Origin of the sequence: Collinsella aerofaciens, assembly GCF_015546965.1 — a bacterium.
Classification (GTDB): Bacteria; Actinomycetota; Coriobacteriia; order Coriobacteriales; family Coriobacteriaceae; genus Collinsella; species Collinsella aerofaciens_X.
On the sequence record NZ_JADMUF010000012.1, the window covers coordinates 42,545 to 62,594 of the forward strand.

Consider the following 20,050-nt stretch of genomic DNA (forward strand, 5'->3'; position numbering starts at 1 on the left):
CTAAAATAAACGAGTTTTCGGTAAAAGGCTCAATATTCCCGCTGAGCGTTGTATCGCTGGGCGGGCCGCATACGCGTGCCGTTTGTATATGGATAGAAGATAGGGGAACTACATGCGCGTAGACAATCTGAGGAACATCGCCATCATCGCCCACGTCGACCACGGCAAGACGACGATGGTCGACAAGCTCCTGCGTGCCACGGACGCTTTCCGTGCCAACCAGCAGGTCGAGGACCGCGTCCTGGACTCTAACGACCAGGAGCGCGAACGCGGCATTACGATTCTCGCCAAGAACATCTCTATCGAGTACAAGGACGTTAAGATCAACGTCATCGACACCCCGGGCCACGCCGACTTTGGCGGCGAGGTCGAGCGCGTGCTGCGTATGGCCGACGGCGCCCTGCTGCTGGTCGACGCTTTTGAGGGCCCCATGCCCCAGACCCGCTTCGTCCTGCGTCACGCTATCGACACCGGCCTCAAGATCATGATCGTCATCAACAAGATCGATCGTCCGGGCGCCAACCCCGAGAAGGCCTACAACGACTGCCTGGACCTCATGGCCGACCTGGGCGCCACCGACGACCAGCTTGAGTTCGCCATGGAGCATGTGGTCTACGCTAGCGCCATGAATGGCTTTGCCCGCCTTGACCCCAACGACGGCAACATGGACATGTATCCGCTGCTCGATATGATCATCGACGACATGCCCGCGCCCGAGGTCGACGAGAACGCCCCGCTGGCCATGCAGTGCGTGACCATCGACCATTCCAACTTCGTTGGCCGTATCGGCATCGGTCGCGTGTATTCCGGCGCCATCCATCAGGGCGACCAGATTCTGGTTGTGAAGAACGACGGCTCCAGCGCCACCGCTACCGTCAAGCAGCTCTTTACCTTCGACTACCTGGGCCGCACCGAGTGCCAGGAAGTCGGCGCCGGTGACATCGCCGCCGTCGTGGGCATCGACCGCACCGATATCGGCGATGTCTACACCGATCCCGAGAACCCCGTCGAGCTCGAGCCCATCGAGATTGACCCGCCGACCCTGTCCATCGTCTTTGAGGCTTCGACCTCCCCGCTCGTCGGCCGCGATGGCGACATCGTGGGCGCCCGTCAGCTCAAGGAGCGCCTGTTCAACGAGGCCGAGAACAACGTGACCATGAAGATCGAGGAGCTCGAGGACAAGAGCGGCGTCGAGGTCTCGGGTCGCGGCATTCTGCACCTGTCCGTTCTGATGGAGTCCATGCGCCGCGAGGGCTTTGAGTTCCAGGTCGGCCGCCCCCGCGTTCTGTTTAAGAAGGACGAGAACGGCAACAAGATGGAGCCCGTCGAGCAGGCCGTCGTCGAGTGCCCGGACGAGTACTCAGGCAAGGTCGTTGAGGTCTTCGGTACCTCCGGCGGCATCATGACGAGCATGGATACCTCGGGCATCGTGACGCACCTCGAGTTTAAGATCCCGACCCGCGGCATCATGGGTCTTAAGAACCGCATCATGAACGTCACTCACGGCGAGGGCGTGTTCTACCACACCTTCCTGGAGTACGGCCCCTACGCCGGCGAGATCGGCAACCGTCAGAACGGCGCCATGATCTCCATGACCACCGAGAAGGCCGTTGCCTATGCCCTGGGTACGCTGCAGGAGCGCGGCCAGCTGTTTGTTGAGCCGGGCACCGAGTGCTACGAGGGCATGATCGTGGGCGAGCGCAGCAAGGCTGGCGACATGGTCGTCAACATCGCGCGTACCAAGAACCTGGGCAACCAGCGTTCCTCGACCTCCGATATCTCCGTCCAGCTGGTGCCGCCCCGCACCTTCTCGCTGGAGGAAGCGCTGGAGTACATCGCCGACGACGAGCTGGTCGAGATTACTCCCAAGAACATCCGCCTGCGCAAGCGTCTGCTCAACGCCACCGACCGCAAGAAGGCTGCCGTCCGCGCCGGCCAGGTCAACAAATAAGCGCTGGGGCTTATAACCGCCAATAAGAAAGGGCGTCGACTGCAATGGTCGGCGCCCTTTTTGGTGCAGGGGGCAGGTTCGTTTGCGCCGCCACAAAGGTGCTTGGCATCTTTGTGGCGGATAGCTGCTAAGCGGTGGGGAGTCCCGGCGTGTTAGCCGGCTGCTGCGGCTTGAGGTGGGCATTGCGCCAGATGATCTGGATGATGTAGCCGAGCATAAAGACAAAGGCTACACCGCTGATGAAGTCACCTACGAGGGGGATTGCCGTAAGCGCGCCCGCGGCGATGCCACCCACGGCTGCCATGGCGTAGCGGTTTTGGCTGTGTCCGACCATGCGGACGATCGCGCACCCTGCAAAGGCACTCGACACCAGCGCGATGCCAATGACACCGCACATGAGGGCTCCGGCAAGCGACAGACCGGCGATGGAGATAATCAGCAGTAGGACGGCGGGGATGATAGCAATCGTGCCCAGAAGACCGCTCACCCACAGGGGCATGGGGCGCTGGTGGAGCATGCCGGCGGCGCTGGCGGTCGCGCGCGGAAAGACGAGCTCGAGCAGCAGAGCGACAAAGCAGGTCGAGAGTGCCGCGGTGACGATACCGCCGATGACATCGTTAACGGTGGAAGTATCCTCGTTCTCGGTGCGGTCGATCTTGAGCGCGCCTACCTCGGCTCCTGCGGCACGCTCGGGGTCCTCGGAGACGTGCGCGTTCACGGTGCCGGTGATGTGGGCGTTCTTGCCCAGGATGAGCTTGTCGGCCCAAACCTCGACATCGCCATCGACGGTGCCATCGATGGTCACCGTGTCGCCCGCAAGTGCTGCCGACTTGGTGGAGCCTCGCAGGGCAACTGTCTCGCCTATCGCATAGAAACAGTTGGAGGTGCTGTCGGAATTGAGCACGACATGCTGACCAACGACCGTGACGCTGCCATCAACCGTGGTCTTGGCAATGTCGATGGTGCGTGCCGCCAGACGGACGGCACCGCCCACCGTGCAGTCGCGAATCGAGAGAGTATCGCCCGCGGCGATGATATCGCGGTCGATGGACGTATCGTCCAAGTTGAGGGCCTGACCTGCCCAGTACAGGTCACCTTCGACGCCGGACGGATTGGCGTCATTGTCGGTCGCAAGTACGTTGCCTGCGGTGTCCGTGCCGGCGAACGACGCCGTGGGAAGCGCGGTGATCGCCAGCGCGATGAGCGCGAATGCCATAAGCAGGCAGCGACGCATCTTGTGTGACGGCGCCGCCGCGGTTTGATTGAAAGCCATGGTTGATCCTTTTTTTAGGTGTTCGGCATATACCTAACAGGGTACCCAACGTGCGGGCGCTCTAAAAGAACCTCTCGGTTGCATTTCGAAGGATGAGCCCGCGCTACCTACTTTTTACGGTGCAAGAAGCGCGCGATATCTTCTTCGGTGGGGCTTTTGATGTCAAAGCGCAGCGAGAGCCAGCGCAGACCCATGGTCACGACAACGCATACGACCAGCGCGGCGACATTGCTCATGATGCCGCTCATAACGAGACACACATAGCTTGTCGATCCGGCGATGGCGGCGATGGCATAAAAGTTAGTACGTTGGAAAATGCCCGGAACCACGCCCATAAAGCCGTCGCGCAACATGCCGCCGCCCACCGCGGTGAAAAAGCCCATCATGATGCACACCGCCGGCGCAAAGCCGTAGACCAGCGCCTTGTCTGCTCCAGTGGCGGCGTAGATGCCGACCGAGATGATATCGAGCAGGGGAATGAGTTTTTCGGGTTTGTCGACGATTGCCGGGAAAATATAGATGATGGCTGCCGTGGCAATGGAAAGCGGAAGCGCCATCGGCTGGTTGAGGATGTAGACGTTGCCCACCTGCAGCGTCATATCGCGCAAAAGACCGCCGCCCAGACCGCAGACCACCGCGAGCGCGACCGCGCCCACCAGGTCGAGCTTGTGCTCGCGCGCAACCAGCACACCCGAGATCGATGCAGCGACAACAGCGAACATCTCGAGCCAAAACGGAATAGCGACCATGGCATCCGAGGCGTGTGAGGTAACGGTTATAGCGGCGACGACGGGCAAGATGGGGTCCTTTGGATTACGGATTTGGACAATGCCCGTACATAGTACATGTTCGGCGCCGATTGCGACCCTATTGCTCGGCAAACGGTCGGGACTGGATGCGGGCGTAGGCACCATGTTTGGGGATCTGGGTTGATGCTGAACGCGATGGGGGCGTGGTTGAATAGGAGGGATGTCCAAATTTTGAGCGGAGCTCAAAATTTATCCGGTCGGCTTACGCCGACCGCGCTGCGCTAAAAACGCGCCACTGGCGCGTTTTCTTTACGCTTTACGCCCTGTCGGGTTCGAATCCCTCCTCCTCCGCCGTATTTGTTTGTTAGGGACTCAAAACAAAAAAGCTCCCATTCTCGGGAGCTTTCTCAACCAAAATGGCGGAGGAGGAGGGATTCGAACCCTCGTGACCTTATACAGGCCAAACGGTTTTCGAGACCGCCGCATTCAACCACTCTGCCACCCCTCCGCGTGGGGTAAAAACAAAGCAGGCTCGAAGGCCTGCTTTGGAATTAACTGGCGGAGAGTCAGGGATTTGAACCCTGGAGACGCTTTTGACGCCTACACGATTTCCAATCGTGCTCCTTCGGCCACTCGGACAACTCTCCGTTAAATGCGAAAGTCAGTATACACGAGGAATCGCAAAGTGCAAACAGAAAAGTTGGCATTTTTTAAAACGCTCGGCCGCGCTTGGCGTTGCAGCGGGGTTTGAGGTGCCAAAAAACGGCTTCCGACCAGCGTGGTTGATCAACTCAATTGTTCAAAAGGGGTATTCATAAGCGACTTGGCAATGAATTTAAAAATCTTTGGGTGGTGCTGTGGACCACTGGTATGCAATTTGCGACCACAGCCTTGTGCCCGTTGACCTGTGGCTTGGCTCAGCTTGTTCCCACGGCACCGTATCTTGTCCACAGATTCGTCAAGCTTTTGGTCAGCATTTGGTTGGAATGCGCATGAAACGTCGTGCGAGTATGGGCATATGTGGAGGTCATGAGGTTGTAGCTGCAAATTCTTGCAGCCTAGGAGGTTGAAAGATATTATTACCAAGTCTTTTCCTGCTTCAGGCGCACCTTCACGACCTGAAGCCACATTTGCCCAGAGGAGGTGACAATATGAAGGCTTATGAACTGCTGTTCTTTGTTGACCCGTCGCTCGACCCCGAGACTCGTCTCGCTGTTATGAAGCGTATCGATACCACGATCGCTGAGGGCGCTGGCAAGGTCGACTCCGTTGACGAGTGGGGCAAGCGCAAGCTCGCCTACGAGATCAACGACCTCACCGATGGTGACTACACCCTCATCAACTTCCACGCAGATCCTACCCAGATTGCCGAGCTTGATCGCGTCCTGCGCATCACCGACGCTGTGGTCCGCCACATGATCGTCCGTCGCGACGACCAGGAGTAAGACTGTCGTTTTGGACTGGGCTTGTGCCCCAAGAGGAAGTAGTGAGTTATGAGCATCAATCGAGTGAACATCACCGGTAACCTCACCCGCGATCCCGAGCTGCGCGCCACCGCCGGCGGAACCCAGGTTCTGTCCTTTGGCGTCGCCGTGAACGATCGTCGCCGCAACGCGCAGACTGGCGAGTGGGAGGACTATCCCAACTTTGTCGACTGCACCATGTTCGGCACCCGCGCCGAGGCCGTGAGCCGTTTCCTGGCAAAGGGAAACAAGGTCGCGATCGAGGGCAAGCTGCGCTACAGCTCTTGGGAGCGCGACGGCCAGCGCCGGAGCAAGCTTGAGGTCATCGTCGATGAGATCGAGTTTATGAGCTCCCGTGGTGGCCAGGGTGGCTACGATCAGGGCGGTTACGCCCCCGCAGCTCCCGCGCCCGCAGCACGTCCTGCCGCACCGGTGGCTACGCCGCCCGCGGTCGACGTCTACGATGAGGACATCCCGTTCTAAGGGTTGTTCACCTATTTTTGAGTGAGAGGCGGCTTCGGTTCGCCGAAGTTGCCAAATGAAAGGTATTTTGACATGGCTAATGATTTTTCTGCACGTCAGCCGCGTCGTAAGTACTGCCAGTTCTGCAAGGAGAACACTGAGTTCATCGACTATAAGGACACTCAGCTTCTCCGTAAGTACATGACCGACCGTGGCAAGATCAAGCCCCGTCGCGTCACTGGCGCTTGCACGCAGCATCAGCATGACATCGCCAACGCCATCAAGCGCGCCCGCGAGATGGCTCTCCTGCCGTACACCGTCCCCGTGGTTTCCTCTCGTGGCAACCGCGACCGCGGCTAAGAAGGGAGACGCATCATGAAGGTTATTCTTCTCGATGAGATCAAGGGCAAGGGCGGCGAGGGTGACGTCGTAGAGGTCGCTCAGGGTTACGCTGAGAACTTCCTGTTCCCCAAGAAGCTCGCTGTTGCCGCCACCAAGGGCAACCTCAAGCAGCTTGACGAGCGTCGCAACAACATCGCCAAGCGCGAGGCCGTCCGTCTGGCTACCGCCAACGAGACCAAGGCTGCCTTCGAGGGCAAGACGGTCACCGTTGACGTCAAGGTCGGCGACGAGGGCATCCTCTTTGGCTCCGTTACCGCCGCTATGATCGCTGACGCCATCAAGGCTCAGCTCGGTATGGACATCGACCGCAAGCGCGTCGAGCTCGGTAAGCCCATCAAGGTTGCCGGTGCCCACACCGTTGCCATCTCGCTGTACCGCGAGATCAAGGCTGAGGTTGTCGTTCTCGTCGGCGTTACCGCCGAGGAGCTCGCTGCCGAGGCTGAGGTCGAGGAGGCCGCTGAGGTCGCCGAGGCCGAGACCGCCGAGGTCGAGACTGAGGCTGCTGCCGAGTAGCATTTGCTGCAACGCAACAATCTTGTTCTAAGAAGGGCGCTCTGGGAAACCAGGGCGCCCTTTTGTTTTTTGCGCTGAGTGAGTGTCATGGTGAACGTTGCGTCGAAGTCCTATATACAGGACCGTTCATCCGTTTGGTTCGGTGATGATTGGCGGCGCGCGGCGCGTTTTGGGACCGTGGCTGATACTATGGATGCTCGCAAGCGATATGAATGAGGATGCTCATGGCATATGACGATAGGGAGACCGGGCTGACGGTTGAGGACCGCGGCTCAAAGTTGGGTCTTCCCCAAAACCAAGATGCAGAGGCCAATGTACTGGCCGCTATGCTGCTATCGCCCGAGGTGGTCGAAGAAGCCCAGGTCGAGCTGCAGCCCGATGACTTCTACCGGCCCATTCATAAGACCATCTATACCGCGATGGTCGATATGTACAACAGCCGCATTCCCATCGACTCCATCTCGCTGATCGATTACCTGCGAAGCATCAACAAACTCGATGCCGTGGGCGGCGAAGCGTACATTTTGGAGTTGATGGGTCAGACTCTGTCGCTCGTGAACTGGCAGCACCATGCCGCCATCGTTCGCCGCGATTCAATGCTGCGTGAGCTGATCGGCGCCACCAACGAGATCAACGCGCTGGCATATAACGCCCCCACCGACACCAAAGAGGTCGTGGAGCTAGCCGAGAGCAAGCTGCTCAAGGTTACGGCGCGCGAGGTCAAGTCGAGCTACAAGACGTTGACCGAGTTTATGGTCGAGGCCTATAACGAGGCCGAGGAAGTGTGCCAGGCCGGTGGCCAGGCTGCGGGCGTGCCCACGGGCTTTCCGTCGCTCGACCGCATGCTCATGGGTTTTCGCGAGGGCCAGCTCATCATCATCGGCGCCCGTCCTGCTGTAGGTAAGACGTCGTTCGCTCTGAACCTGGCACTTAACGCTGCCGCTGCCGGTTATACCGTCGGCTTCTTCTCGCTGGAGATGTCGGGCAAGGAAATTGCCCAGCGTCTGATTTGCGCCTACGCCATGATCTCGATCAGTGACTTCCGCATGGGCCGCATTAGCCCCGAGCAGTGGGCCAATATCAATGAGGCCACGCAGACCTTGTCCAAGCTCGATATTCTGATTGACGATACGCCCGGCACCACAGTGACCGAGATTCGCGCCAAGAGCCGCCGTATGCTCCATAACAAGGAGAAGGCAATCATCATCCTGGACTACCTGCAGCTGGTGAGTCCTCCGCCGGGACGCCGCTCCGAGAGCCGTACCGTCGAGGTTTCGGAGATGTCGCGTGGTCTGAAGATCATGGCCAAGGAGCTCAAGATCCCGCTCATCGCGCTGTCACAGCTCTCGCGTCAGGTCGAATCCCGTACCGGCAAGCGCCCGCAGCTTTCCGACCTTCGTGAATCGGGCTCCATCGAGCAGGACGCCGATATTGTTATGTTCTTGGACCGCTCCGCCGACGAGGCCGAAGCCTCGCGCGACGATCGACCCGACGAGGGCGTTACGCGTATCGTCGTGGCCAAGAACCGTTCGGGCCCGATCGGCGACGTCGACCTGATGTTCCTGCCGGCATCCACCAAGTTCTATGAGCTTGATGGGGCACATGCCGAGGAGTAGGACAGGCGCCCGTTGCACGGGTATACTAGGAATGTTTTGTGCTTCTGCGTGCCGGCATGGCGCGTAGACAGGCCATGAATGTAAGGAGTAAACATGCCGTCAACCGTTTTGGTCGGTGCCCAGTGGGGCGATGAGGGCAAGGGTAAGATTTGCGACCTGGTCGCCGGCGACTTCGATGCCGTCGTGCGCTACTCGGGCGGCAACAACGCCGGTCACACCATCGTCGTCAACGGCAAGAAGTACGGCCTGCACCAGGTGCCTTCCGGCATCATGTATTCCGACCACGTGTCGGTGATCGGTAACGGCTGCGTCGTCAACCCCAAGGTTGTCCTTGAGGAGATCGACATGTTCGAGGCCGACGGCATCACCACCAAGAACCTCAAGATTAGCGGTAACGCGCATGTCATCATGCCGTACCACATCGATCTGGATGGCGCCTTTGAGCAGAAGCTCGGCAAGAAGAACATCGGTACCACCAAGCGCGGCATTGGTCCGTGCTATCAGGATAAGATGGCCCGCATTGGCCTGCGCATGCAGGACATGCTGGACGAGACGCTGTTCCGCGACAAGTTGGAGACCGCTCTCGCCCGCGTGAACCCCGAGCTCGAGCTCATCTACAACCTGCCCACCTACACCGTGGACCAGATTTGCGACGAGTACCTGCCGATGGCCGAGCGCCTGCGTCCCTACATCACCGAGACGAGCCTGCTGCTCAACAACATGATCGATGAGGGCAAGAACCTGCTGTTTGAGGGTGCCCAGGCGACGCTGCTCGACATCGACCACGGCACCTATCCGTACGTGACGTCTTCCAACTGTACCGCCGGCGGCGCCATCACCGGCTCCGGCGTCGGTATGAAGAATGTCGACCGCGTGCTGGGCGTCATGAAGGCCTATATCACCCGCGTCGGTTCGGGCCCCATGCCCACCGAGCTTTCCTATGAGTCCGAGGCTGGCCACACGCTGACCGAGGAGGGCTATGAGTACGGCGTGACCACCGGTCGCCGTCGTCGTTGCGGCTGGTTTGACGGCCCTATCGCCAACTATGCCTCGCGCGTCAACGGCCTCACCGACATCGCCGTGACCAAGCTCGACGTGCTTTCGGCCTTCGACACCATCAAAGTGTGCGTGGCCTACGACGTCGATGGCGAGCGCTACACGAGCGTGCCCGAGCATCAGGTGCGCTTTGAGCATGCCAAGCCCATCTACGAGGAGCTCCCTGGCTGGAAGTGCGACATCACCGGTTGCCGCAGCTTTGACGAGCTGCCGCAGGAGGCTCAGGATTACGTGGCGTTTATCGAGGATCTGGCACACACCCGCGTGACGTTCATCGGCGTTGGCGCCGGTCGCGAGCAGATCATCAACCGATTCTGGAAGTAATCGGTTTATACGGTTATTGCGATATACCCCTTTGCAGCCCAGACGGGAGGCCGAGGGGCATATTTGCTTGCAAAGGGCTCGCGTGGAGCGGGCCATTCATCCATAGAGGAGGCACCCTTGAAGGCGGACACTCAAACCATCGACATCCTGTTGTTGGGCAGCGGCGGCCGCGAGCATGCTTTGGCAGCCAAGCTCGCAGCATCACCGCGCGCCGGCAAGCTCTACATCGCGCCGGGTAACGGCGGCACCGCGAGCTGCGGCGAGAACGTGGTTCTCGACGATTGCGATCCTGCGGCCGTGGCGGCGTTTGCCCAGAGCCATGGATGCGGACTCGTGGTGATTGGCCCCGAGGCTCCGCTCGTGGCGGGCGTGGCCGACGCCGTCCGCGCGGCGGGTATCCCGTGCTTTGGCCCGGGCGCCGAGGGTGCCCAGATGGAGGGCTCCAAGCTGTTCTCCAAGCAGCTCATGGAGCGTGCGAACATCCCGACGGCCGCCTACGGCTCGTTTACCGATGAGGCTTCGGCTCTCGCCTACGTGCGCGAGCAGGGCGCTCCGCTGGTCGTGAAGGCTGACGGCCTTGCCGCAGGCAAGGGCGTTATTGTGGCAACCGAGCTTTCGCAGGCTGAGGAGGCTGTGCGTGAGTGCTTTGGCGGCACCTTTGGCGATGCCGGCAACACCGTGGTTATCGAGGAGATGCTCGTTGGTCCCGAGTGCTCGCTGCTGGCCTTTACTGACGGCAAGACCGTGCGCCCCATGGCTACCTCGCAGGACCACAAGCGCGCGCTCGAGGGCGACAAGGGCCCCAACACCGGCGGCATGGGCGTCTACAGCCCGGTGCCCATCGTGACTGACGAGGAGCACGCCACCATGGTGAAGGTCATGGAGCAGACCGTGGCCGAGCTCGCTGCCGAGGGTATCGACTACCGCGGATGCCTGTATGGCGGCTTTATGCTCACCCCCGCCGGCCCCAAGGTACTGGAGTTCAACGCCCGCTTTGGCGACCCCGAGACGCAGGTCGTGCTCCCGCGCCTTAAGAACGACCTGGTTGAGGTCATGCTTGCCTGCGCCAACTGCGAGCTCGATCAGATTGAGCTCGACTGGCGTGACGAGTGGGCCGTGGCCGTTGTCCTGACGAGCGCGGGCTATCCCGGCAGCTACGAGAAGGGCAAGGTCATCACCGGTATTGAGGATGCCGAGGCCATGGAGAACGTGACCGTGTACCACGCGGGCACTGCCGTGGTGGACGGCCAGCTCGTGACCAATGGTGGCCGCGTGCTTGCCGTGACCGCTCTGGGCGACACGTTCGAGAACGCTCGCAACCTTGCCTACGAGGCCTGCGAGAAGATTGATTTTGAGGGCAAGACCCTGCGTCGCGACATCGGCCTGCGCGCGCTGCGCGGTCGCGACGCCTGGGATGCCTAAAATCCGAGAGGAATGAGACGGATGGACGAGAAGAACGAAGAGCTCGTGGACGCGCAGATCGTCGAAGAGGACAGCCGCGTGTATGGGCACGCCGAGGGCGAGCCTGGTGGCGAGGTCGCTGACGAGCCGGCACTGGTGCTGGGCGACGATGACCCGCACGATGCCGAGCTGCACGAGAAGATTCTTTCGGAGGAGTGCGCCTGGAAGGGCAAGATCCTCGACGTCCACCGTCTTGAGGTTGAGCTGCCCAACGGTCACCGCAGCGCCCGCGATATCGTTCGCCATCCGGGTGCGGCGGCCGTTGTGGCGCTGACCGAGAGCGGCAAGATCGTACTGGTGCGTCAGTACCGCACCGCCATCGACCGCGTGACGGTCGAGATTCCCGCCGGCAAGCTTGATCCGGGCGAAGATCCGCTCGATTGCGCTAAGCGCGAGCTGCACGAGGAGACGGGCTTTAGGGCTGGTCGTATTCGCTTTTTGACGTCGATTGTCACGTCCTGCGGTTTTTGCGATGAGATCATTCATATCTACCTGGCCACCAAGCTCGAGTTCGACGCGCCCAACCCCGATGATGACGAGTTTGTCAACGTGGACCTGGTGCCGCTGCACGAGCTGATCGACGCCGTGCTCGACGGCAAGATCGAAGACGCCAAGACCGTCGTAGGCGCCTTGGCCTGCGATAGCATCGCGCACCGCTTGGGCGGAGCCGAGCTGTAACGAGTGGGGATAGCCCTGGGACAAGTACTACTGATTGCTTTGTCCCAGGGCCTTACGTTGCTGATATTTCTTTGAGGATCACATGCTGAAAAGGTTTTTGTCTTATTACAAGCCCCAGATGGGGCTTTTTGTTGCTGATACTGTTTGTGCTCTGGTGCTTGCTGCCATTGACCTTGCGTTTCCCATTATTCTGCGCAATTTGACCGGTGGGCTGTTTACTCAGGGTCAGGCTGCCATTATGCAGGCGCTCGGCATGATCGCGGTGGGCTTGGTGTTGATGTATGCCGTCCGCTGCGCCTGCCGCTACTTTGTGAGCTATTGGGGTCACGTGATGGGCGCGCGCATGGAGTCCAAGATGCGCGAGGACCTGTTCGACCAGTATGAGCGCTTTAGCTTTGCGTACTTCGACCGCAACAGCTCGGGCGACATGATGAGCCGCGTGGTCAACGACCTGTTCGATATCTGCGAGGCGGCGCACCACGTGCCCGAGTGGATCATCATCTGCGGCATCGAGATTATCGGCTCGTTTGTGATTCTCTTTACCATCGCCCCGGTGCTGGCGCTCGCCATGGCCGTGGTGACGGCGGCGTTTGCGGTCATCATGTTTTGGCAGAACATGCGCATGCGCGAGGTCTTTAGCGACAACCGCAAAAAAATCAGCGGCATCAATGCGCAGCTGCAGGATTCGCTGGCGGGCATGCGCGTGGTCAAGAGCTTTGCCAATGAGGAGACCGAACGCTTCAAGTTCCGCGCCTCCAACAATCGCTATCTTTCGTCCAAGGAGAACATGTATCACGCCATGGGCGTCTATACCGCGACGTATGGCCTGCTCTCGGGTGTGCTCTATGTGATCGTGGTGCTGCTGGGCGGCTGGCTGGTCGCCCAGGGACAGCTGCAGGCGGTCGATATGGCGACCTTCGCGCTCTACATTTCGCTGTTCTGCACGCCGCTCGAGACACTCGTCAATTCGGCCGAAACGTATCAGAAGGCTATCGCCGGCTTTAAGCGTATGGACGAGGTGCTCTCGACCGCGCCGGATATCCAGGACAAGCCGGGCGCCACGGATCTGCAGGTGACTGCCGGCGCCGTGGAGTATCACGACGTGTGCTTTAACTACGAGGATGTTGAGCTGGGCGAGGGCGATGCCGACGAGCGTCCCGTTATCGACCATATGGACCTGTCCATCAAGCCCGGGCAGACCATCGCTTTGGTTGGCCCTTCGGGCGGTGGCAAGTCCACGACCTGTTCGCTGCTGCCGCGCTTTTATGACGTGGCTGCCGGATCCATTAGCATCGACGGTCAGGACGTGCGCGATGTGACGCAGCAGAGCTTGCGCCGCGCCATCGGCCTGGTGCAGCAGGATGTCTATCTGTTTGACGGTACGATTGGCGAGAACATCGCCTACGGCAAGCCGGGCGCCACAGCGGAAGAGATCGCCGAGGCCGCCCGTCGCGCCAACATCGATGCCTTTATCGAGTCGCTTCCACAGGGCTACGACACCGTGGTGGGCGAGCGTGGCGGCCGTCTTTCGGGCGGACAGAAGCAGCGTGTTGCCATCGCGCGCGTGTTTCTCAAGAACCCCAAGATCCTGATCTTGGACGAGGCGACGAGTGCTTTGGATAACGAGAGCGAGGAGGCGGTCCAGGAGTCGCTCGAAGAGCTGGCACGCGGCCGTACCACAATCATCATCGCCCACCGTCTTTCGACCATTAAGCATGCTGACGAGATTGCGACCGTTGAGCATGGTCGCGTTGTGGAACGTGGCACGCATGAACAGCTTCTCGCCCGTGGCGGCACCTATGCCCGTTACTATCGAATGCAGTTCGAAGGTGCGCGTGCGCACGAGCTCGACTGATTGATATGACAGGAAGTTTATGGCTGACAAGAACCCTTTGACTCCGGAAGAAGTGACGGAGTTATTCTCCGAAATCGATGCATCCGGTGTCTTGGATCCCACGCTTGCCAAAAAGCGAACCGAGCGCATGCGTGAGAAGGAGGCTGCGGCCAAGCGCGGTGACAAAGCTGCGCTAGCGCAGCTGCGCAGCGAGGACCGCGCGAGCCAGGCAAAACATATCGACCCGCTGTCCGAGGACGATCCTTCGGGTTCGCAGGTGAGCCATACCATTACGAAGACCGCGATGGCCGTGGTCATTGGTATTTTGGTGCTGATCGTGGGCATGCAGGTTGGCTACGGCGTGATGCGTCGTCTGAACACCGCCAACCTGTCCGAGAGCGTTTCGGTCGATACCGTTTCGACGGCGCTGAAGGGCGGCCTTGAGTGGGGCAACGGCTTTACGCAGTTCCCGCTCGACTTTACCGTCGATGAAGCCGATGAGCGTACGGGCACGGTCGAGGTGACGGTGTTGGACACATCGTCTGCCAACGAGCTCGAGCTGCTGTCCAACGGGCAGATTCAGGCCGCGGCGCTTGCGACCAACGCGCTGCTTAACGATAAAATCGACCGCGTGGTGTATAACGTTCACGCCTATATCGACGAGGATAGCAACATTCAGCACGATTCCTTCTTTGGCATGTTTCCCGCCCAGGGCCACCAGAGCGCCATCCTGACGTTCGTGTGGACCAAGAGCTCATCCAACGCCACGAATATCGACTGGAAGATGCGCATCGTGAGTATGGATGACACCATCGCCGAGCGCATTCAAAAACAGGTGAACTCGGTGTCGTCGTTGATTGAGGACCAGGTGGTGAGCCAGACCAAGATTGACGAGGAAAAGGACGAACGTGACCTGGAACATCGTCTGCATGGCCGCGAGATTTTCCGCGGCGGCAAGCCCGATCGCTCACCGTCCGATCTGCTGGAACAGGACAAGAAAAAGTAAGAGGCCATCATCCCGCGTGAGCCACAGGCCCACGCGGGATGATTTTTCTGGGACGGGGATTAAAAAATCATTATGCATAGAAAGTCATAATTATCATTTCGTAAACATTTCGATGAAATTAACGCCATGAGGCATGCTTGCGGTTACAATACCGCGAGGCCTAACTACACACCTTTAAGCCGGTCCTGTGAGACCGGGAAGGAGAATTATGGCGAACAACCATACCGCGGGCGCTGCCGCCCGCACCTTCGCGCCCAGCGAGCTTTGCCAGCGCATGCTGGCCAAAACCAGCAAGGGCACCTGCGGTCCCTGCATCCTGTATCTTGAGGATGGGACCATTTTTTATGGACGTGCATGCGGCGCCGAGGGCACCGCGACCGGCGAAGTCTGCTTCAACACCTCGCTCGAGGGCTACTTTGAGGTCATGACCGACCCGAGTTATGCCGGCCAAATCGTAACCATGACCTATCCGCAGATCGGCAACTACGGTATCGACGAGACCGACGTCCAGTCGGCCTTCCCCGGCGACGACGTGCGCCCTACGAGCGCTCCGGCTATGCGCGGCATGATCGTTCGCGACATGTGCGCCACGCCTTCTAACTGGCGCTCGGCCGTCAGCGTGCCGGAGTACCTGCGCGCTCACGGCATCGTCGCTATCGAGGGTGTCGACACCCGCGCTCTGGTACGCCATCTGCGCGACAATGGTTCCAAGATGGGCATTATCTCGACCGAGATCTTCGACGTCGACGAGCTTGCCGAGCGTCTGGCCGCAGCGCCCACGCTGGTAGGCGAGAACCTGGTGAAGACCGTAAGTTGCCCCGCGCCTCACGAGTTTGTGGCCGCCGACCTGCCTGCCACGCATGACTTTGCACTTGCGGTTGCCGCTCCTGCCCGTCACAAAGTGGTCGCCTACGACTGCGGCGTCAAGCGCGGCATTCTGGAGGGCCTCGTCCGCGCCGGCTGCGACCTTACTGTCGTGCCGTGGGATACGCCTGCCCAGCAGGTGCTCGACATGAATCCCGATGGCGTCTTTTTGTCCAATGGCCCCGGCGACCCCGACGCCGTGGTGGAGACCTACGAGCAGGTGCAGCAGCTGATCGGCAAGGTGCCGGTCTTTGGCATTTGCCTGGGTCATCAGATGATCGGTCTGGCCTGCGGCGCCCAGATGGAAAAGCTTAAGTTCGGTCACCGTGGTGGCAACCAGCCGGTCATGAACCTGGTAAGCCGTCGCGTGGAGATCACCGCGCAAAACCATGGCTTTGGCCTGCTGTTCCCCAGCTTGGGCAAGCTTGTCCCCGAGCTTTCCGGCGGCGAGACCGAGCACGCTGCCAACGGCGACCTGCGCGTCTGGGTCCGCCGCGGTATCGCGCCGGTCGTGATGAACGAGCGCTTTGGCCGTATTCGCCTGACGCACGTGAATCTCAATGACGGTACCGCCGAGGGCATTCAGCTGCTCGACGCGCCGTGTTTCTCGGTCCAGTACCATCCCGAGGCCTCGCCCGGCCCCACCGATGCCCACTATCTTTTTACCGCCTTTACGCGACTCATGGACGGCGAGGAGAACTACCTGGACATCGATACCGCCAAGGACCGCCTGGCTGGCTGGAATTTCGCCGAGACCGCCGCGACCGAGACCGAGGAGAACTAACATGCCGAAACGTACTGACATCAAGCGCATCCTTGTCATTGGTTCGGGCCCCATCGTTATTGGCCAGGCATGTGAGTTCGACTACTCCGGCGCCCAGGCCTGCAAGGTGCTCAAGGAGGATGGCTTTGAGGTCATCCTGGTCAACTCCAACCCGGCGACCATCATGACCGACCCGGGTCTTGCCGACCGCACCTATGTCGAGCCCATCACCGCCGAGTTTATCGAGCGCGTGATCAAGAAAGAGCGTCCGGACGCGCTGCTGCCCACGCTGGGCGGCCAGACCGGTCTGAACGCCGCCGTCGAGCTGGCGAAAGACGGCACGCTCGACAAGTACGGCGTCGAGATGATCGGCTGCGACCTGGCCGCCATCGAGCGCGGCGAGGACCGCAAACTCTTTAACGAGGCCATGGCCGAGATCGGCCTGGAGGTCGCGCGCTCGGGCTATGCCTACAGCGTGGCCGACGCCGAGGCTATCGCCGAGCGCGTGGGCTATCCCTGCGTACTGCGCCCGAGCTTTACCCTCGGCGGCGCCGGCGGCGGCATCGCTCACACCCACGAGGAGCTCGTCTCCATCGTGAGCCAGGGCCTGGAGCTCTCGCCTGCCCACGAGGTGCTGGTCGAGGAGTCCATCGAGGGCTGGAAAGAGTATGAGATGGAGGTCATGCGTGATCACGCCGGCAACGGCATCATCGTGTGCTCCATCGAGAATCTCGACCCCATGGGCGTGCATACCGGCGACTCCATCACCGTGGCGCCGGCACAGACGCTCTCCGACCTTGAGTATCAGCGCATGCGCGTGGCTTCGCTCGCCATTCTGGAGAAGATCGGCGTCGAGACCGGTGGCTCCAATGTGCAGTTTGCCGTGAACCCCAACACCGGCCGCCTGATCGTCATCGAGATGAACCCGCGCGTGAGCCGCTCGTCCGCATTGGCCTCCAAGGCCACGGGTTTCCCCATCGCTAAGGCCGCCGCGCGTCTGGCCGTGGGCTATACGCTCGACGAGATCGTCAACGACATCACCAAGGCAACGCCCGCCTGCTTTGAGCCCACGATCGACTACTGCGTGGTCAAGGTGCCGCGCTTTGCCTTCGAGAAGTTCAAGGGTACCGACCCCACGCTCACCACGCGTATGAAGGCCGTGGGCGAGATCATGGCGATCGGCCGCACCTTTGAGGAGGCCTTTGGCAAGGCTATGCGCTCGCTGGAGGATGGCCACCAGGGCATTTGCGCCGGTGGCAAAGAGGGTGCCGATAAGCTGAGCGACGACGAGCTTGCTCAGGCCGTGGCAACCCCGACCGAGCATCGCATCTTCTTTGTGGTCGAGGCCCTGCGCCGTGGCTGGGACATCGCTCGCATCCATGCCATCTGTGGTATCGATCCGTGGTACCTCAACCGTATCAACGACATGGTGCAGGTCCAGGAGAGCATCCGCGGCCTGCGTGTGGAGGATATCGACGCCGACGCGATGCGCCTGCTCAAGCAGTACGGCACGAGCGATGCCGAGATCGCCGCACTGACCGGCTCGGACGAGCGCTTTGTGCGCGCCTATCGCAAGGGTCTGGGCGTGGTTCCCAGCATGAAGACGGTCGATACCTGCGCTGCGGAGTTCTCGAGCGCCACGGAATATCACTACAAGACGTACGAGAACATCTACCGCACGAGCCCGGATGCCAAGAAGTGCGTGGCTCCCGACGAGACCACGCCGGCGGACAAGCCCAAGGCGATGATCCTGGGCGCCGGCCCCAACCGCATTGGCCAGGGTATCGAGTTCGATTACTGCTGCGTGCACGCGAGCTACGCGCTGGCGGCCCGCGGCTTCGAGACCATCATGGTCAACTGCAATCCCGAGACCGTCTCGACCGACTACGACACGTCCGACCGCCTGTACTTTGAGCCGCTCACCTACGAGGACGTCATGGACGTTATCGATGTTGAGCGCCCCGATGGCGTCGTGGTGACGCTTGGCGGCCAGACCCCGCTTAAGCTGGCGCGCATGCTCGAGGAGAGCGGCGTGAACATCATGGGCACCAAGCCCGATGCCATTGACTTTGCCGAGGACCGCGAGCGCTTCGCCGCTCTGCTCGACAAGCTGGGCATCATGTACCCGCCGGCGGGCCAGGCCACCTCGTTTGAGGAGGCCGAGGCCGTAGCCGCGCACATCGGCTACCCGCTGCTGGTGCGTCCGAGCTACGTGCTGGGCGGCCGCGGCATGATGATCGCCTACGATGCCGAGCATCTGCGCGATTACATGGCCGAGGCTGCGCGCATTAGCCCCGACTACCCGGTGTATCTGGACCGCTTCTTGGAGGGCGCGATCGAGTCCGATGTCGACGCCCTGTGCGATGGCGAAGAGGTCTACATCGGCGGCATTCTGGAGCATATCGAGGAGGCCGGTATTCACTCCGGCGACTCTGCGACCTGCATACCGCCGTTCAGCTTTAGCGAGAGCCTGCAGGCAAAGCTTCGCGAGACCACGCGCCGCATCGCGATGGCGCTGGGCGTGCGTGGTCTGGTCAACGTGCAGTACGCCATTAAGGGCGAGACCGTTTACGTGATCGAGGCCAACCCGCGCGCAAGCCGTACCGTCCCGTTTATCTCCAAGGCCACCGGTGTGCCGCTCGCCAAGTGTGCCGCGCGTATCATGGCGGGCGATTCCATCGCGAGCCTGGGCCTGCCGAGCGACGAGCGTCAGCTGGACTGGTTCTGCATGAAGGAAGCCGTTATGCCCTGGGGCCGTTTCCCGGGAGCCGACGTTATTCTGGGCCCCGAGATGAAGTCGACGGGCGAGGTCATGGGTATCGCCAAGAGCTATCCCGAGGCATACGCCAAGACGCAGCTGGCAATTGACTACAAGCTGCCCGACCCGAGCGCCGGCAAGGTGTTCATCAGCGTGTGCGACCGTGACAAGCGCCACATCCTTTCGGTCGCGCGTATCCTGCGCTACCTGGGCTTTGATATCTGCTCCACCGAGGGTACGGCGCGCGTGCTGCGCGGCGGCAACGTGACCTGCGAGGTCGTGGAGAAGATTAGCGGCCCGCACGACGGTGAGCGCCCCAACATCGGCGACCTCATCGCCGATGGCAAGATCGCGGTAATCATCAACACGCCGTACGGCCCGGGTTCGCGTGGCGACGGCTATCTGTTGCGTACCGAGGCGGTGCGTCGCGGCGTGACCTGCGTGACGGCGATGTCCGCGGCCAACACGTACGTGAGCGCCATCGAGGCCGTGCGCGAAGACCAGCAGGGTCACGGCAGTGCCAACGACATGGGCATGGACGTCATCGCCCTGCAGGACCTGCCGCAGCACACGGTGTAGTGTGACCTGTCCGGCCGGGGCGGCAGCCGGACACTTTCTCTCGGAAACTGGGCTTCGCGAAGTTTTCCGAGAGAAAGGACCGCCTCCCGCCCCGGCCTGCGGTGACTCGGGTGCACCGTGTGCTGCCGAAGGAGCTTTGCGCGATGACTAGGGCTGAATAAAAAGTGAGTGTGGGATCCGCCGTTCGTTCGAACGGCGGATCCCACGTTTTTATTCAAGACTTTAGTCTGCTGGCCGCGCAGCGGCCAGCTTTAAACCACCCGCTACGCGGGTGGAGACAAACGGCTTTACAAAGCCA

General features: G+C 60.8%; 15 protein-coding genes and 2 tRNA genes. 13 read left to right on the forward strand and 4 right to left on the reverse strand.

Annotated features, from left to right (window positions below; genetic code table 11):
• Window positions 1–112: 112 nt before the first annotated feature.
• Window positions 113–1,951, forward strand: coding sequence for a translational GTPase TypA (typA, locus tag I1M21_RS08475; protein WP_055287536.1), 1,839 nt, complete (start codon window positions 113–115; stop codon window positions 1,949–1,951).
• Between the two features lie 127 nt (window positions 1,952–2,078).
• Here the strand turns inward: typA and I1M21_RS08480 are convergent, their stop codons facing one another.
• The 4 genes from I1M21_RS08480 to I1M21_RS08495 form a co-directional block, all read right to left on the reverse strand.
• Window positions 2,079–3,224 carry a DUF8173 domain-containing protein gene (locus tag I1M21_RS08480; RefSeq protein WP_195193232.1) on the reverse strand — a complete coding sequence of 382 codons (1,146 nt, stop codon included), beginning with the start codon at window positions 3,222–3,224 and terminating at the stop codon, window positions 2,079–2,081.
• 107 nt (window positions 3,225–3,331) lie between these two features.
• On the reverse strand, window positions 3,332–4,021 hold the full coding sequence (locus I1M21_RS08485) for a trimeric intracellular cation channel family protein (RefSeq protein WP_229025710.1): 690 nt from the start codon (window positions 4,019–4,021) through the stop codon (window positions 3,332–3,334).
• A gap of 369 nt (window positions 4,022–4,390) precedes the next feature.
• Window positions 4,391–4,481, reverse strand: a tRNA-Ser gene (locus I1M21_RS08490).
• A gap of 48 nt (window positions 4,482–4,529) precedes the next feature.
• A tRNA-Ser gene (locus I1M21_RS08495) sits at window positions 4,530–4,620 on the reverse strand.
• 504 nt (window positions 4,621–5,124) lie between these two features.
• Here I1M21_RS08495 and rpsF point away from each other — a divergent pair.
• From rpsF to carB, 12 genes are all read left to right on the forward strand, one after another.
• Window positions 5,125–5,418 (forward strand): 30S ribosomal protein S6, encoded by a 294-nt coding sequence (gene rpsF / locus I1M21_RS08500; RefSeq protein ID WP_006235831.1) that lies wholly within the window; start codon window positions 5,125–5,127, stop codon window positions 5,416–5,418.
• Between the two features lie 48 nt (window positions 5,419–5,466).
• Window positions 5,467–5,919 (forward strand): single-stranded DNA-binding protein, encoded by a 453-nt coding sequence (locus I1M21_RS08505; protein WP_006235830.1) that lies wholly within the window; start codon window positions 5,467–5,469, stop codon window positions 5,917–5,919.
• 72 nt (window positions 5,920–5,991) lie between these two features.
• The gene (gene rpsR / locus I1M21_RS08510) at window positions 5,992–6,258 is read left to right on the forward strand and encodes a 30S ribosomal protein S18 (RefSeq protein ID WP_006235829.1); all 267 of its coding nucleotides are present in this window, start codon (window positions 5,992–5,994) and stop codon (window positions 6,256–6,258) included.
• A 15-nt stretch (window positions 6,259–6,273) separates the two neighbouring features.
• The gene (gene rplI / locus I1M21_RS08515) at window positions 6,274–6,813 is read left to right on the forward strand and encodes a 50S ribosomal protein L9 (RefSeq protein WP_022094073.1); all 540 of its coding nucleotides are present in this window, start codon (window positions 6,274–6,276) and stop codon (window positions 6,811–6,813) included.
• 218 nt (window positions 6,814–7,031) lie between these two features.
• Window positions 7,032–8,429 carry a replicative DNA helicase gene (gene dnaB / locus I1M21_RS08520; RefSeq protein ID WP_006235827.1) on the forward strand — a complete coding sequence of 466 codons (1,398 nt, stop codon included), beginning with the start codon at window positions 7,032–7,034 and terminating at the stop codon, window positions 8,427–8,429.
• Between the two features lie 93 nt (window positions 8,430–8,522).
• Window positions 8,523–9,809: an adenylosuccinate synthase gene (locus I1M21_RS08525; protein WP_089572585.1), complete on the forward strand. Its 1,287-nt coding sequence runs from the start codon at window positions 8,523–8,525 to the stop codon at window positions 9,807–9,809.
• 117 nt (window positions 9,810–9,926) lie between these two features.
• Complete coding sequence (purD, locus tag I1M21_RS08530) at window positions 9,927–11,231, forward strand: phosphoribosylamine--glycine ligase (protein ID WP_195193233.1); 1,305 nt, start codon at window positions 9,927–9,929, stop codon at window positions 11,229–11,231.
• A 21-nt stretch (window positions 11,232–11,252) separates the two neighbouring features.
• A complete protein-coding gene (locus I1M21_RS08535) occupies window positions 11,253–11,948 on the forward strand; it encodes an NUDIX domain-containing protein (RefSeq protein WP_171025269.1) in 696 nt (231 codons plus the stop codon).
• Window positions 11,949–12,030: 82 nt separating this feature from the next.
• On the forward strand, window positions 12,031–13,803 hold the full coding sequence (locus I1M21_RS08540; protein WP_195193234.1) for an ABC transporter ATP-binding protein: 1,773 nt from the start codon (window positions 12,031–12,033) through the stop codon (window positions 13,801–13,803).
• A gap of 19 nt (window positions 13,804–13,822) precedes the next feature.
• Window positions 13,823–14,788, forward strand: a complete 966-nt coding sequence (locus I1M21_RS08545) for a hypothetical protein (RefSeq protein ID WP_138341271.1) — start codon at window positions 13,823–13,825, stop codon at window positions 14,786–14,788.
• Window positions 14,789–14,996: 208 nt separating this feature from the next.
• The gene (gene carA, locus I1M21_RS08550; protein WP_195193235.1) at window positions 14,997–16,436 is read left to right on the forward strand and encodes a glutamine-hydrolyzing carbamoyl-phosphate synthase small subunit; all 1,440 of its coding nucleotides are present in this window, start codon (window positions 14,997–14,999) and stop codon (window positions 16,434–16,436) included.
• A 1-nt stretch (window position 16,437) separates the two neighbouring features.
• On the forward strand, window positions 16,438–19,752 hold the full coding sequence (carB, locus tag I1M21_RS08555; protein WP_195193236.1) for a carbamoyl-phosphate synthase large subunit: 3,315 nt from the start codon (window positions 16,438–16,440) through the stop codon (window positions 19,750–19,752).
• The last annotated feature ends 298 nt before the right edge of the window (window positions 19,753–20,050 follow it).

Bases quoted from the DNA above. Each gene is read 5' to 3' on its own strand.
- I1M21_RS08480 (WP_195193232.1), bottom strand. From the start codon at position 3,224: ATGGCTTTCAATCAAACCGCGGCGGCGCCGTCACACAAGATGCGTCGC.
- I1M21_RS08535 (WP_171025269.1), top strand. From the start codon at position 11,253: ATGGACGAGAAGAACGAAGAGCTCGTGGACGCGCAGATCGTCGAAGAG.
- I1M21_RS08540 (WP_195193234.1), top strand. From the start codon at position 12,031: ATGCTGAAAAGGTTTTTGTCTTATTACAAGCCCCAGATGGGGCTTTTT.
- I1M21_RS08505 (WP_006235830.1), top strand. From the start codon at position 5,467: ATGAGCATCAATCGAGTGAACATCACCGGTAACCTCACCCGCGATCCC.
- rplI (WP_022094073.1), top strand. From the start codon at position 6,274: ATGAAGGTTATTCTTCTCGATGAGATCAAGGGCAAGGGCGGCGAGGGT.
- rpsR (WP_006235829.1), top strand. From the start codon at position 5,992: ATGGCTAATGATTTTTCTGCACGTCAGCCGCGTCGTAAGTACTGCCAG.
- carA (WP_195193235.1), top strand. From the start codon at position 14,997: ATGGCGAACAACCATACCGCGGGCGCTGCCGCCCGCACCTTCGCGCCC.
- I1M21_RS08525 (WP_089572585.1), top strand. From the start codon at position 8,523: ATGCCGTCAACCGTTTTGGTCGGTGCCCAGTGGGGCGATGAGGGCAAG.
- carB (WP_195193236.1), top strand. From the start codon at position 16,438: ATGCCGAAACGTACTGACATCAAGCGCATCCTTGTCATTGGTTCGGGC.
- rpsF (WP_006235831.1), top strand. From the start codon at position 5,125: ATGAAGGCTTATGAACTGCTGTTCTTTGTTGACCCGTCGCTCGACCCC.
- typA (WP_055287536.1), top strand. From the start codon at position 113: ATGCGCGTAGACAATCTGAGGAACATCGCCATCATCGCCCACGTCGAC.
- I1M21_RS08545 (WP_138341271.1), top strand. From the start codon at position 13,823: ATGGCTGACAAGAACCCTTTGACTCCGGAAGAAGTGACGGAGTTATTC.
- dnaB (WP_006235827.1), top strand. From the start codon at position 7,032: ATGCTCATGGCATATGACGATAGGGAGACCGGGCTGACGGTTGAGGAC.